This window comes from Enterovirga sp. GCM10030262 (assembly GCF_042666435.1).
In the GTDB taxonomy this organism is placed as follows: Bacteria; Pseudomonadota; Alphaproteobacteria; order Sphingomonadales; family Sphingomonadaceae; genus Allosphingosinicella.
Genome location: NZ_JBHTDC010000001.1, coordinates 234,454 through 247,911, shown reverse-complemented (window position 1 = coordinate 247,911; position 13,458 = coordinate 234,454). Strand labels below are relative to the sequence as shown.

Below are 13,458 nucleotides of genomic sequence, written 5' to 3'. Positions count from 1 at the left end.
GTTATCCGCCGCCGGGCGTGTCAGTTCCACTCGTGGGGGGCGGGGCAGGGGGGCGCTCGCCGGTCGGATTGCGGGTCCAGGCGATGCGGTAGAGGTCGAACCGGCGATCGGCGAGATTCTGGACGGTCCCTTCCGCCCGCGCCCAGGTGAGGTCGGCGAGGTTGACGTCGCTGATCGTCAAGGTCTCGACATTCTCGCTCGCCTCGGCGGCGATGCCATCGCGCGCGAAGGGGAAATCGCACGGGGTGAGGATGCAGCTCTGGGCGTACTGGATGTCCATATTGTCGACATTGGGCAAATTGCCGACATTGCCGGACAGGACGACGAAGCACTGATTCTCGATCGCGCGGGCCTGGCTGCAATAGCGGACGCGCAGATAGCCCTGGCGGCTGTCGGTGCAGAAGGGGACGAAGATGATCCGCGCGCCCTCGTCGACCAGCCGGCGGGCGAGTTCGGGAAATTCCGAATCGTAGCAGATGAGGACGCCGATCGGGCCGCAATCGGTCTGGATCGCGTCGATCCGGTCGCCGCCCTTGATCTTCCACCAGTAACGCTCGTTGGGCGTCGGGTGGATCTTCTCCTGGGCGTGGACCGATCCGTCGCGGAGGCACACATAAGCGACGTTCTGGATGTCGCCGTCGTCGGTGCGGGTCGGGTGCGATCCGCCGATGATGTTGATATTGTACCTGAGCGCCATCCGCGACAGCTCGGCGGTGAGCCTGGGGCTATGGTCGGTGAGGCGGTCGATCGCCTCCATCGGCGTCAGATGCTCCTTCTCATAGGCGAGCAACTGGAGCGTGAAGAGTTCGGGAAAGACTATGAAGTCCGATCGGTAATCCGATGCGATGTCGACGAAATATTCGACATTGTGGACGAACTCCTCGAAATTCTTCACCGCCCGCGCCTGGAACTGGCAGGTGGCGAGGCGGACGCTCTCGACATCGCGGGGCACGCGGAATTTGGGCGGCTCGTCGGGATCGACATAGGGATTGCGCCAGACCATGTGGGCGGCGAAGCCCGCCGACTGCTTGTCCTCCGGCAGATAGGCCTTGAGTATTCCGATCGGCTCGAATCCGTTGCGCAGCTGGAACCCGATCGTCGGGTCGCGGATCGTCCCCGCCAGCACCTGATCCAGATAATCCTCCGGTCCCGTCACCCTGCGGCGGCTGCGCGCGAAGGCGGGCATGCGCGCGCCGAAGACGATGCCCTTCAGCTCCAGCCGCTCCGCGAGCGCCTTGCGCTCGTCGTAGAGCCTTTGGCCGATGCGGACGCCGCGCAGCTTGGGATCGACGCACATCTCGTAGCCGTAGAGCCAGTCGCCGGTCGGATCGTGGCGCGATCCGAAGCCGTCATTGGTGATTTCCTCCCAGCTGTGCGGCGACAGGGCCAGCCTTTCGTCGAGCCGCATCGAGGCGCAATAGCCGACGATCGTGCCCTCATAGAGGGCGACGAACTGACCTTCGGGGTAATTGTTGACCTGCGCCCGGATCATGCCCCGGCTGTAGCTGGACATGCGCTCGCCATAGACCCGGTCGACCAGAGCGACGATGCCCGGAGCGTCGGCGGGCCGCGCCTGCCGCACTTCGAGCGTCGCCTTGCGCCGTCCGGTGATCCTCGACGTCACGCGGGCCTCGATAGCGCGTCGCCGGTAGCCTGGAAATGGATGGTCATATTGCCTTTATGCCGCAAATCGCGCGATTGTCAGCCATGGCGGCGCAAGAAACCGATTTATGCATCGTCGGAGGCGGCCCGGCCGGGATGATGGCTGGGCTGCTGTTCGCGCGGGCCGGTGTGCAAACGGTCGTGCTCGAAAAACATGCCGACTTCCTGCGCGATTTTCGCGGCGACACCGTCCATCCCTCCACGCTCAGGCTCTTCTCCGAGCTGGGCCTGCTCGATCGGCTGCTCGCTCGCCCTCATGACAAGGTCCATGACGTCACCGGCCTGATCGGCGGCCAGTCGCTCGAGCTCGCCGACCTCTCCCATTTCGACCCGCGCTGGAATTTCATCGCGATGATGCCGCAATGGGAGTTTCTCGATTTCGTCGCCGACGAGGCGCGGCTTTATCCGTCTTTCACGCTTCGCATGAGAACGGAAGCGAACGATCTCCTCTGGTCCGGCGACCGGGTCGTCGGCGTCGAATGCGCCACCGGAGACATACGCGCGAAGCTCGTCATCGCCGCCGACGGGCGCCGCTCGATCCTGCGCGGCAAGGCGGGACTGCCGGTCGAAGACCTTGGCGCGCCGATGGACGTTTTCTGGTTCCGCATCCCCAAGGAACGAACGCCCGGCAACGACACGACCGGCATCTTCGATTCCGGCCGGATCATCGCCATGATCGACCGCGGCGATTATTGGCAATGTGCCTACGTATTCACCAAGGGCGAGGCGGATGCCGTGCGCGCCCGGGGGCTCGACGCCTTTCGCGCCGACGTCGCCCGCGTGGCGCCCATGGCGGCGGCCAATGTCGGCGCGATCCAGAGCTGGGACGACGTCAAATTGCTCACCGTCGCGCTCGACCGGCTCACGACCTGGGATGCGCCCGGCCTGCTGGTCATCGGCGACGCCGCCCATGCCATGTCGCCGATCGGCGGCGTCGGCATCAACGTGGCCATCCAGGACGCGGTCGCCGCCGCCAACATCCTCGCGGGCCCGATGGCGGAGGGGAGGGACGTCACCCCTTTGTTGCGCATGGTCGAACGGCGCCGCCGGCTCGCTGTGCGCGCCATCCAGGGCTTTCAGAAGATGGCGCAGCGCCGGATCATCGGCCGGCTGCTCGCCAATCCGACGGGGCCGGTCAAGCCGATCCTTGCGATAAGGCTGCTCGACCGTTTCCCCATCCTGCGACGTTTGCCCGCGGCATTCCTCGGGTTCGGCATCCGGGCGGAGCATGTCCGCTCGCCGGATGCCGGGCTCAGACAGCCTCCGTTTCCATCGCCGCCTCCAGATTGACGCGGATGGCCTCGAAGAACTGCTCCGTGGTCATCCAGCTCTGGTCGGGGCCGATGAGGATCGCGAGATCCTTGGTCATCTTGCCGCTTTCGACGGTCTCGACACAGACCCGCTCCAGCGTTTCCGCGAATTGGGTGACCTCGGGCGTATCGTCGAACTTGCCGCGATATTTGAGCCCGCCGGTCCAGGCGAAGATGGACGCGATCGGGTTGGTCGAGGTCGCCTTACCCTGCTCGTGCATGCGATAATGGCGGGTGACGGTGCCATGCGCCGCCTCGGCCTCGATGGTTTTTCCGTCCGGCGACATCAGGACCGATGTCATGAGGCCCAATGAGCCGAAGCCCTGGGCGACCTGGTCCGACTGCACGTCGCCATCGTAATTCTTGCAGGCCCAGACGAACTTGCCGCTCCATTTGAGCGCGGATGCGACCATGTCGTCGATCAGGCGATGCTCATAGACGATCTTCGCTTCGGCGAACTTATCCTTGAATTCGCTATCGAACACCTCCTGGAAGATATCCTTGAAACGGCCGTCATAGGCCTTGAGGATGGTGTTCTTGGTCGACAGGTACACCGGCCAACCCCGGTTCAGGCCGTAATTCATGCTGGCGCGGGCAAAATCGCGGATCGAATCGTCGAGATTGTACATGCCCATGGCAACGCCGGAGGCGGGGAAGTCGAACACCTCCTCCTCGATCCGATCGCCATTCTCGCCTTCCCAGACCATCCGCAGCTTGCCGGGGCCGGGCACCTTGAAGTCGGTCGCCTTATACTGGTCGCCGAAGGCATGGCGACCGACGACGATCGGGTCGGTCCAGCCGGGGATGAGGCGGGGGACGTTGTCGATCACGATCGGCTCGCGGAAGACGACGCCGCCCAATATGTTGCGGATCGTGCCGTTGGGGGAGCGCCACATCTTCTTGAGGCCGAATTCCTCGACGCGCGCCTCGTCCGGCGTGATCGTCGCGCATTTGACGCCGACGCCGTACTTCCTGATCGCCTCGGCCGCCTCGACGGTGATGCGATCCTCGGTCTCGTCGCGCTTCTCGATGCCAAGGTCGAAATAGACGAGATCGATGTCGAGATAGGGCTGAATCAGCCGCTCGCGGATCCACTGCCAGATGATGCGGGTCATCTCGTCGCCGTCGATTTCGACGACGGGCGTCTTCACTTTGATCTTGGCCATGCCGGGTCGCGCTTCCTTGTCAGGGGTGATTTGGGGCGCGGTGTAGGCGGTGAAAGCGCGCCAATCAACCGGATGGGCGCCCGCCATTGTCTCGCTCCGCCTCTCCGCCTAAAGGACGGCGCATGACATCGCTCGAAAAGCCGGAACTCGTCACCACCAACGTCCGCTGGCGCTGGCCCTCGGTCCATCCCGAGGGCCGCAAATTCGTGGTGATCGCTGGCGCGATCGCCGCTTTGTTCCTTTTCTACATCTCCGACGAGATCGGCTGGCCGCTGCTGGGAGTGACGCTCTGGGTCGCCGCCTTCTTCCGCGATCCGATCCGGACGACCCCGACGGGCGAAGGGCTGATCGTCGCGCCGGCGGACGGGCTGGTGACGATGATCGCCGCCGTGCCGCCGCCGCGCGAGCTGACCGGCGAGGACGGCCTCGCCGACGGCCTCTATACGCGCGTCTCCATTTTCATGAGCGTGTTCGACGTCCACATCAACCGCACCCCGATCGCCGGCACGATCACGCGCGTCGTCTATATCGCCGGCAAATTCCTCAACGCCGACCTCGACAAGGCGAGCGAGGATAATGAGCGGCAGCATATCCTGGTCGAGGGCGCGAACGGACTGCGCATCGGATTCACCCAGATCGCCGGGCTCGTCGCCCGCCGCATCGTTCCCTGGGTCAAGCCCGGCGATACCGTCACCACCGGCCAGCGCGTCGGCCTGATCCGCTTCGGCAGCCGGGTCGACGTCTATCTGCCCGCCGGCACCGCGCCGCAGGTGATCCTCGGCCAGCGCGCCATCGCCGGCGAGACGATCGTCGCGCGGGCGGGTGTCGCCGACATTCCCGAAGGCGTCAGCCAGTGAGGCGGCCGGAGCGGCGGCCGCGCGGCATTCCGCTCCGCGCGGTGGTGCCCAACGCCGTCACCGCGCTCGCTTTATGCTTCGGCCTGACCGGCGTCCGCTTCGCGATCGAGGGCAAATGGGAGCTCGCGGTGCTGGCGATCGTCGTCGCCGCCGTTCTCGACGGGATGGACGGGCGCATCGCGCGGATGCTCAACGGCCAGAGCCGGTTCGGCGCCGAGCTCGATTCGCTGTCCGACGTGATCGCCTTCGGCGTGTCGCCCGCGGTCATCATCTATCTGTGGTCGCTGCAGGAAAATCCGCGCTATTTATGGCTTTTCGCGCTCGCCCACGCGGTCTGCGCCGCGCTTCGCCTCGCCCGTTTCAATGCCGCCATCGACGTCGAGGAGCAGCCGCACAAATCGGCCGGCTTCCTGACCGGGGTTCCGGCGCCGGCCGGGGCGGGCCTGCTGCTGCTGCCGCTCTATCTCTGGCTGTGGACGGGCCAGGACATCTTCCGCGAACCCTGGGTGGTGGCGCCATGGGCGGCGCTCGTTGCCTTCCTGATGGTCTCGAACGTCGCGACATTCTCATGGACGTCGCTGCGGCTCCGGAGCCACGTCCGCCTCTGGGCGATCGTCGTCATCGCTTTGCTCGGCGCGGCGCTCTTCTCCGCGCCCTGGCCGGCGCTCAGCCTCTCGGCGATGCTCTACGCGGCGCTGATCCCGGCCAGCCTCTATGCCTATGGCCGGGTCAAGAAGCAGCGGGCCGGGGCCGTCCGACCGGCGGCGCCGTCATCGGATGAACCTTCGGCCTGAAACCATCCGGACTACCGGCGAGCGCCGTCAGCATTTCCTGCCAATGCTCCTTCACCAGGAGATGCAGCATGGCGCAGGCTCCCACCAGAATGACGCTGAAGAACAATGAGGCGGCGATATGAGTCACGGCTTTCCTCCTGACTTGATCACGGCCGGGCAAATGTGCCGCCCGGACGATCCGTTGACCCCGTCGTTCCCTATATGTTCCTCACTGTCAATGCTTGATTTCACGAGCCGGGCCGGCTAAGGGCGCGTCCATTCCACATGCGGAGCCATCATAACCGGTGGCTGTCGATCCTTTTGGGGTCGCGGTCTCTCGGTTCCGCAGAGGGTTAACCGGAAGGAGACTATCACATGGCGTCGACCGACGTTTCCATGCAGCAACTGCTTGAGGCCGGAGCACATTTCGGCCATCAGACCCACCGCTGGAATCCCAAGATGAAGCCGTATATTTTCGGCGATCGCAACGGGGTCCACATCATCGATCTCTCGCAGACCGTTCCCCTATTCGCCCGCGCGCTCGATTTCGTGCGCCAGGCGACCGCGAGCGGCGGCAAGGTTCTGTTCGTCGGCACCAAGCGCCAGGCGCAGGAGCCGATCGCGGAGGCGGCGCGCCGTTCGAACCAGCATTTCGTCAACCATCGCTGGCTGGGCGGGATGCTCACCAACTGGAAGACGATCTCGGGCTCGATCAAGCGCTTCAAGAGCCTCGAGGAGCAGCTCTCCGGCGACACGGCCGGCCTCACCAAGAAGGAAGTCCTCCAGCTCACCCGCGAGCGCGACAAGCTCGAGCTTTCGCTCGGCGGCATCCGCGACATGGGCGGCCTGCCGGACGTCATCTTCATCGTCGACGCGAACAAGGAAGAGCTGGCGATCAAGGAGGCCAACGTGCTCGGCATCCCGGTCGTCGCGATCCTCGATTCGAACGCCAGCCCGCAGGGCATCGCCTTCCCGGTCCCGGGTAATGACGACGCCAGCCGCGCGATCCGCCTCTATTGCGACGCGGTCGCGGACGCGGCCACCGCCGGCAAGCAGGGCGGCCAGGCCGCCAAGGGCGTCGACATCGGCGCGATGGACGAGCCGCCGGCCGAAGCCGCGCTGGCGGAGGCCTGAGAATCTTATCCCCTCCCGCTTGCGGGAGGGGACCAGGGGGGGGGGCTGTCATTCAGGCACATTCCCTCCCCCAGCCCCTCCCGCGAGCAGGAGGGGAGCAAATTGAAAGGATCAGTAGAATGGCGGAGATCACAGCCGCATCCGTGAAGGAACTGCGCGAGCGCACCGGCGCCGGCATGATGGATTGCAAGAAGGCGCTGAACGAAACGAACGGCGACATGGAAGCCGCCATTGACTGGCTGCGCACCAAGGGTCTCGCCGCAGCCGCCAAGAAGGCCGGCCGCACCGCCGCCGAAGGTCTGGTCGGCGTGCAGGTCCTCGGCACGATGGGCTCGGTCGTCGAAGTCAATAGCGAGACCGATTTCGTCGCCAAGAACGAGCAGTTCCAGGATTTCGTCCGCAACGTCGCCCAGCTCGCGCTCGCCACCGGCGACAATATCGACGAGCTGTCGCGCGCCCAATATCCGGGTGGCGGCACCGTCGGCGAAGTGCTGACCGCGAACGTCGCCACGATCGGCGAAAACCAGTCGCTGCGCCGCGCGGCCCTGCTTCAGGTCAAGGATGGCGTCGTCGTCTCCTATGTCCACAACGCCGCCGCGCCGGGCCTTGGCAAGATCGGCGTTCTGGTCGCGCTCGAATCGACCGGCGACAAGGCCGCGCTCGAAGCGCTTGGCAAGCAGCTCGCGATGCACATCGCCGCCGCCAACCCGCTGGCGCTTAACGGCGACGACCTCGATGCCGCCATGATCGAGCGCGAGCGCGCCATCGCGTCCGAGAAGGCCGCCGAATCCGGCAAGCCGGCGGACATCGTCGCCCGCATGGTCGACGGCGCCATCGCCAAGTTCCGCAAGGAAAACGCGCTGATGAGCCAGATCTTCGTGATGGACAACAAGACCAGGATCGAAGACGTGGTCGCCGCCGAGGCGAAGAAGATCGGCGCGCCCGTGACGCTCGCCGCTTATGCCCGCTTCCAGCTCGGCGAAGGCATCGAGAAGAAGGAAAGCGATTTCGCCGCCGAAGTCGCCGCCGCCGCCGGCACGAACAAGCCGGAACCGGTCGCGTAACTCTATCTCCCCTCCCGCTTGCGGGAGGGGATCGAGGGGAGGGCCTGTCGCTCAGGCACATTCCCTTCCCAACCCCTCTCGCAAGCGGGAGGGGAAGGCTTGGCAGCATCGCAACCGCTAACTAAGGTGCACCGCGCCTTCACTGAATTCATTCGATCGGACCAGTCACCTTCATGCCGCGCCCGCGCTTCAACCGGATCCTGCTGAAGCTTTCGGGCGAGGTCCTGATGGGCCCCGGCCAGTTCGGCATCGATCCCGATACGGTCGGCCGCATCGCCGGGGAGATTGCCGGCGTCGCCCGTGAGCATGAGCTCTGCATCGTCGTGGGCGGAGGCAACATCTTCCGCGGGCTCGCCGCCGCCGCCAAGGGCTTCGACCGGACCAGCGCCGACTATATGGGGATGCTGGCGACGGTGATGAACGCGCTCGCCGTCCAGAACGCGCTGGAGCAGATCGGCGTCGAGACCCGCGTCCAGTCCGCCATTCCGATGAACACGGTCTGCGAACCCTTCATCCGCCGCCGCGCCGAACGGCACATGGAAAAGGGCCGGATCGTCATCTTCGCCGCCGGCACCGGCAATCCCTTCTTCACCACCGATAGCGCCGCCGCCTTGCGCGCCGCCGAAATGAGCTGCGACGCCTTGTTCAAGGGCACGTCGGTGGACGGCGTCTACGATGCCGATCCCAAGAAGGTGCCGGGCGCCCGGCGCTACGAGAGCGTCAGCTTCAACAAGGTGCTGAGCGACGACCTGCGCGTCATGGACGCCAGCGCCGTCGCTTTGTGCCGCGACAACAATATCCCGATCGTCGTTTTCAACATCCGCGAGCAGGGCAACCTCGCCAAGGTGCTCAGCGGCGAAGGCACAGCGACGATCGTGCAGAACGACCAGGACTGAACCGGAGAGTGAGCGATGCCAGCCTATGACAAAGCCGATATTCAGCGTCGTATGCACGGCGCCGTCGAGGCGCTGAAGCACGATCTCGGCGGCCTTCGCACCGGTCGGGCCTCGGTCAGCCTGCTCGATCCGGTGGTGGTCGAGGTCTATGGCGCCAACATGCCGATCAACCAGGTCGCCACGGTGTCCGCTCCCGAGCCGCGCCTGCTCTCCGTGCAGGTGTGGGATCGGTCGAACGTCACGCCGATCGAAAAGGCGATCCGCTCGGCCGGCCTCGGCCTCAACCCGATCACCGACGGCCAGAATATCCGGCTGCCGATCCCGGACCTGACCGAGGAGCGCCGCAAGGAACTCGCCAAGCTCGCCGGCCAATATGCCGAAAAGGCGCGCGTCGCCGTCCGCAACGTCCGCCGCGACGGAATGGACAGCCTCAAGGCCGACGAGAAGAAGCACGAGATCAGCGAGGACGAGCATAAGAGGCTTGGCACCGAGGTCCAGAAGATGACCGACGACACCGTCGCCGAGATCGACGCCGCCGCCGCCGCCAAGGAAAAGGAAATCCTCCAGCAGTGACCGCTCGCCCGGCCAGCGCGGCGCCGCGGCCGGGGAGCGCGGACGCGCCCGCGACGCACCACGCCGGCGGCGGGGTGCCGCGGCATGTCGATGACTCCGATCCGGGGCGCCCCGCGCCCCGTCACGTCGATGGCTCCGATCCGGGGCGCCCCACGCCCCGTCACGTCGCCATCATCATGGACGGAAACGGCCGGTGGGCGAAGGCGAGGGGGCTTCCGCGCACGGCCGGCCACAAAGCGGGCGCCGAGGCGGCCCGCAAGGTGCTCCGCGCGGCCGGGGAGGCGGGCGTCGAGTGCCTGACGCTCTATGCTTTCTCATCCGAGAACTGGCGCCGGCCCGAGGCCGAGATCAACGACCTGATGGGGCTGCTGCGCTTCTACATCGGGTCCGAGCTGAACGCGCTCCACCGCGAAGGCATCCGGCTCCGGATCCTGGGCGATCACAAGGCCTTCCAGCCCGATGTGGCCAGGATGGTGGACGAGGCGGTCGCCAGGACCGCCGGCAATGACCGCATGACCCTGGCGATCGCGCTCAATTACGGTGCGCGAACCGAACTAGTGATGGCCGCCCGCGACCTCGCGCGTCGGGCGGCCGCCGGCGAGATCATCCCCGACGAAATCGACGAGGCGGCGATCGACGCGTCGCTCGACACGGCCGGCCTCCCAGCCCTCGATCTGCTCATCCGCACCTCGGGCGAATATCGCCTCTCCAACTTCCTCCTGTGGCAGGCCGCTTATGCCGAATTGCTGTTCGTCGATACGCTCTGGCCCGATTTCGACGGCGACGCGCTCCGCGCCGCTTTGGGCGACTTTGCCGCGCGCGAGCGTCGCTATGGTGGCCTGTGAGCGACGCTGAGGATCCCATTCCCGCGTCGGACCTGCCGACCCGCTTCGCCGCCGGCGTGGCGATGGTCGCCGTGGCCTGCCTCGCTATCTACTGGGGCGGCTGGCCGTTCCGGATCCTGGTCGCCATCGCGGCCGCGGTGATGCTGCTCGAATGGGTCGACATGCACCGGGTGCCGCGCCTGTGGGGCGCGTTCGGCGCGGCGTTGCTCGCCGCCTATCTCCTGGCCGCGGCGCAGTGGCTGTTCCCGGCCGAGATGATGGACGAGGCGCTGAGCGGCGCCAGCTTCGGCCCCGCCTGGACGGGCTTCGTGATCGCGACGGGGCTCGCTTTACTGCTCGGCCTCCTCGCGCGGCGGACAGCGATGATCGGCGGCTTCCTCTACATCGCCATTCCCGCCTTCGCCCTGCTGGCGATCAACTGGGCTTGGTTCGGCCTTACCTTCTGGGTGATGATCGTCACTTGGTCGACCGACATATTCGCCTATTTCGCCGGCCGTTCCCTGGGCGGGCCGAAGCTCGCGCCGCGCATCAGCCCGAACAAGACCTGGGCGGGGCTCTTCGGCGGAATCGTCGGCGCCGCCGTGCTCGGCGCCGCCGCCGCCTGGTATTTCGATCTCGGCGCGCCCTTCTTCTACCTCGGCGGGCTGATGGGCGTCATCGCCCAGGGCGGCGACCTCTATGAGAGCTGGCTGAAGCGTCGCGCCGGCGTCAAGGACAGCGGCACCATCCTTCCCGGCCATGGCGGAGCGCTCGACCGGCTCGACGGGCTGTTGCCGGTCATCGTGGCGACCTTCCTGATCCTGGCGGCGGACCTGTGGACGGGGTGAGCGCGCGCACCGTCACCATCCTCGGCGCGACCGGTTCGGTGGGCCAATCGACGCTGGACCTGATCGAACGCAATGCCAACCGGTTCGACGTGCTGGCGCTGACCGCCCGGCGCGACGTACAGGGGCTTGCCGCGGCCGCGAGGCGGGTGGGCGCCCGGCGCGCCGTCATCGCGGACCCATCGCTCCACAACGCCCTGAAGGACGCCTTGTCCGGCAGCGGCGTCGAGACGGCGGCGGGCGACGAGGCGATCGTCGAGGCCGCCGCTTTGGGCGCCGACTGGACGATGGCGGCGATCGTCGGTTGCGCGGGTCTTCGTCCCGTCATGGCGGCGCTTCGCCAGGGCAGGACGGTCGCTCTCGCCAACAAGGAGGCACTGGTCTCGGCCGGCGACGTCATGACCCGGGCGGCGAGCGAGAGCGGCGCCACCTTGTTGCCCGTCGATTCCGAGCATAACGCCGTCTTTCAATGCTTCGATCGCGCGCGCCCGGGCTCGGTTCGTCGGGTCGTCCTCACCGCCAGCGGCGGCCCGTTCCGGAGCCGGACCCTGGAGGAGATGCGCGCGGTTACTCCCGCCGAGGCCGTGGCGCACCCCAATTGGTCGATGGGCGCCAAAATATCGGTCGATTCCGCGACCCTGATGAACAAGGGGCTCGAACTGATCGAGGCCTTCCACCTGTTCCCGCTCCCCGCCGAGGCGTTCGACGTCGTTGTCCATCCGCAGTCGGTGATCCACAGCCTGGTCGAATATGTCGACGGCTCCTTCCTAGCCCAATTGGGCGCGCCGGACATGCGCATCCCCATCGCCCACACCCTCGCCTGGCCGGAGCGGATGGAGACGCCGTGCCAGCGGCTCGACCTGGTCGCGGTCGCGCGGCTCGATTTCGAGGAGCCGGACCTGGTGCGTTTCCCGGCTTTGGCGCTCGCCCGCGAGGTGCTGAGGGAAAAGGGGGCGAAGCCCGCAATCCTCAATGCCGCCAATGAAATAGCCGTCGCATCCTTTCTGGACTCCCGGCTTCCTTTCCTCGATATCGCCACAATCGCGCGCCAGGTGCTGGAGGGCTACGCCCCGCCGGCGCCGGCCTCCCTCGACGACGTGATCGAGATCGACGCCGAGGCTCGCCGGCGCGCCGTTGAACTCGTTGGAGAATATCGCCTTTGACCGCAGCGGATCCCGGCCTCCTGATGACGATCGCGAGCTTCCTGCTCGTCATCGGGCCGCTCATCTTCGTCCATGAGCTCGGCCATTATTTCGTCGCCCGCTGGTTCGGCGTGAAGGCGGAGACCTTCTCGATCGGCTTCGGCCGCGAGATCGGCGGCTGGACCGATCGGCGCGGCACGCGCTGGAAGATCGGCTGGCTGCCTTTGGGCGGCTACGTCAAGTTCGCCGGCGACATGAACCCGGCGAGCAGCCCCACCGACGAATGGCTGTCGCTGCCGCCCGAGCGGCGTGCCGAGACCTTCCAGGCCAAGCCGCTCTGGCAGCGTTTCCTGATCGTGCTGGCCGGGCCGGCGACCAATTTCCTGTTCGCCATCCTCGCCTTCATGGCGATCTTCGGGACCATCGGTTATCCGACCACGCCCGCGGTGGTGCACGGCGTCGTCGAAGCGGGAGCAGCCGACCGCGCGGGCTTTCGTCCCGGGGATCGCATCGTCGCCGCCGACGGGCGCGGAATCGAGATCTTCGCCGACCTCCAGGGTTATGTCAGCCTCCGCCCGGCGCAATCGATCCGGTTCACGGTGGAGCGCGACGGCGAGCGGCTGCGGATCCCGGTCGTCACCGGCGAGACGATCGCGCGCGACAGCTTCGGCAACGAGGCGCGCCTGGGCTCGCTTGGCGTCACGTCGGGACCGCCCACTTATGCCCGGCTGGCGCCGCCCGCGCTCCTCGGTGCTTCGGTCAGCCAGACGATCGATACCGTGCGGGCAATGGTCACCGGCCTCGGTCAGATCATCACCGGCCAACGCTCGGTCAAGGAAATGGGCGGGCCGCTGAAGATCGCGCAATATTCCGGCCAGCAGGCGAGCCTCGGCTGGGTCGAGTTCTTCTGGTTCATGACCGTCATCTCGATTAATCTGGGATTCATCAACCTGTTGCCAATCCCGCTGCTCGATGGCGGCCACCTGCTCTTCTATCTGGTCGAGGGAGTAAGACGGAAACCATTGAAGCCGGAAGCGCAGGAATGGGCGTTCAGGACCGGCCTTGCCGCGCTGCTCGCCTTGATGATCTTCGTCACTCTGAACGATCTGGCTTCTTTTGGCGTCTGGACGAAGCTTGGCGGGTTGATTGGCTGACCGGCTTCGGGCAGGGCGATGTTCGACAGGGATAGGGGCCGGAGCGATAACCGGCCAT

General features: G+C 66.4%; 13 protein-coding genes. 11 read left to right on the top strand and 2 right to left on the bottom strand.

Annotated elements, in window-relative coordinates:
- Nucleotide 1: 1 nt before the first annotated feature.
- Nucleotides 2–1,624, bottom strand: coding sequence for a GNAT family N-acetyltransferase (locus ACFQRC_RS01175; protein WP_379956884.1), 1,623 nt, complete (start codon nucleotides 1,622–1,624; stop codon nucleotides 2–4).
- 35 nt (nucleotides 1,625–1,659) lie between these two features.
- Here ACFQRC_RS01175 and ACFQRC_RS01170 point away from each other — a divergent pair, with 35 nt between their 5' ends.
- Entirely contained in the window at nucleotides 1,660–2,952 is a 1,293-nt protein-coding gene (locus tag ACFQRC_RS01170; protein WP_379956882.1) for an FAD-dependent oxidoreductase, read from the top strand.
- Here ACFQRC_RS01170 and ACFQRC_RS01165 read toward each other — a convergent pair.
- Nucleotides 2,915–4,138: an NADP-dependent isocitrate dehydrogenase gene (locus ACFQRC_RS01165; RefSeq protein WP_379956880.1), complete on the bottom strand. Its 1,224-nt coding sequence runs from the start codon at nucleotides 4,136–4,138 to the stop codon at nucleotides 2,915–2,917. The two genes, ACFQRC_RS01170 and ACFQRC_RS01165, sit on opposite strands and share 38 nt — an antisense overlap.
- A 122-nt stretch (nucleotides 4,139–4,260) precedes the next feature.
- On the opposite strand from ACFQRC_RS01165, the gene ACFQRC_RS01160 reads away from it, so the two are divergent.
- From ACFQRC_RS01160 to rseP, 10 genes are all read left to right on the top strand, one after another.
- Nucleotides 4,261–4,995 carry a phosphatidylserine decarboxylase gene (locus ACFQRC_RS01160; RefSeq protein WP_379956878.1) on the top strand — a complete coding sequence of 245 codons (735 nt, stop codon included), beginning with the start codon at nucleotides 4,261–4,263 and terminating at the stop codon, nucleotides 4,993–4,995.
- The gene (locus ACFQRC_RS01155) at nucleotides 4,992–5,789 is read left to right on the top strand and encodes a CDP-alcohol phosphatidyltransferase family protein (RefSeq protein ID WP_379956876.1); all 798 of its coding nucleotides are present in this window, start codon (nucleotides 4,992–4,994) and stop codon (nucleotides 5,787–5,789) included. The genes ACFQRC_RS01160 and ACFQRC_RS01155 overlap by 4 nt, the downstream gene beginning before the upstream one ends.
- A gap of 354 nt (nucleotides 5,790–6,143) precedes the next feature.
- Complete coding sequence (gene rpsB / locus ACFQRC_RS01150) at nucleotides 6,144–6,902, top strand: 30S ribosomal protein S2 (protein WP_379956874.1); 759 nt, start codon at nucleotides 6,144–6,146, stop codon at nucleotides 6,900–6,902.
- Between the two features lie 119 nt (nucleotides 6,903–7,021).
- Nucleotides 7,022–7,966: a translation elongation factor Ts gene (gene tsf, locus ACFQRC_RS01145; protein WP_379956872.1), complete on the top strand. Its 945-nt coding sequence runs from the start codon at nucleotides 7,022–7,024 to the stop codon at nucleotides 7,964–7,966.
- Between the two features lie 173 nt (nucleotides 7,967–8,139).
- Nucleotides 8,140–8,862 carry a UMP kinase gene (gene pyrH, locus ACFQRC_RS01140; protein ID WP_379956870.1) on the top strand — a complete coding sequence of 241 codons (723 nt, stop codon included), beginning with the start codon at nucleotides 8,140–8,142 and terminating at the stop codon, nucleotides 8,860–8,862.
- A gap of 15 nt (nucleotides 8,863–8,877) precedes the next feature.
- Nucleotides 8,878–9,435 carry a ribosome recycling factor gene (gene frr / locus ACFQRC_RS01135; RefSeq protein ID WP_379956868.1) on the top strand — a complete coding sequence of 186 codons (558 nt, stop codon included), beginning with the start codon at nucleotides 8,878–8,880 and terminating at the stop codon, nucleotides 9,433–9,435.
- 74 nt (nucleotides 9,436–9,509) lie between these two features.
- Nucleotides 9,510–10,280, top strand: a complete 771-nt coding sequence (locus ACFQRC_RS01130; RefSeq protein ID WP_379960373.1) for an isoprenyl transferase — start codon at nucleotides 9,510–9,512, stop codon at nucleotides 10,278–10,280.
- Entirely contained in the window at nucleotides 10,277–11,107 is an 831-nt protein-coding gene (locus ACFQRC_RS01125; protein ID WP_379956866.1) for a phosphatidate cytidylyltransferase, read from the top strand. The genes ACFQRC_RS01130 and ACFQRC_RS01125 overlap by 4 nt, the downstream gene beginning before the upstream one ends.
- Nucleotides 11,095–12,267 carry a 1-deoxy-D-xylulose-5-phosphate reductoisomerase gene (locus ACFQRC_RS01120; protein ID WP_379956864.1) on the top strand — a complete coding sequence of 391 codons (1,173 nt, stop codon included), beginning with the start codon at nucleotides 11,095–11,097 and terminating at the stop codon, nucleotides 12,265–12,267. The genes ACFQRC_RS01125 and ACFQRC_RS01120 overlap by 13 nt, the downstream gene beginning before the upstream one ends.
- A complete protein-coding gene (gene rseP / locus ACFQRC_RS01115; protein WP_379956862.1) occupies nucleotides 12,264–13,400 on the top strand; it encodes an RIP metalloprotease RseP in 1,137 nt (378 codons plus the stop codon). Before ACFQRC_RS01120 ends, rseP begins: the two co-directional genes overlap by 4 nt.
- Nucleotides 13,401–13,458: the final 58 nt, after the last annotated feature.

Bases quoted from the DNA above. Each gene is read 5' to 3' on its own strand.
- rpsB (WP_379956874.1), top strand. From the start codon at position 6,144: ATGGCGTCGACCGACGTTTCCATGCAGCAACTGCTTGAGGCCGGAGCA.
- ACFQRC_RS01170 (WP_379956882.1), top strand. From the start codon at position 1,660: ATGGATGGTCATATTGCCTTTATGCCGCAAATCGCGCGATTGTCAGCC.
- frr (WP_379956868.1), top strand. From the start codon at position 8,878: ATGCCAGCCTATGACAAAGCCGATATTCAGCGTCGTATGCACGGCGCC.
- pyrH (WP_379956870.1), top strand. From the start codon at position 8,140: ATGCCGCGCCCGCGCTTCAACCGGATCCTGCTGAAGCTTTCGGGCGAG.
- ACFQRC_RS01165 (WP_379956880.1), bottom strand. From the start codon at position 4,138: ATGGCCAAGATCAAAGTGAAGACGCCCGTCGTCGAAATCGACGGCGAC.
- tsf (WP_379956872.1), top strand. From the start codon at position 7,022: ATGGCGGAGATCACAGCCGCATCCGTGAAGGAACTGCGCGAGCGCACC.
- ACFQRC_RS01160 (WP_379956878.1), top strand. From the start codon at position 4,261: ATGACATCGCTCGAAAAGCCGGAACTCGTCACCACCAACGTCCGCTGG.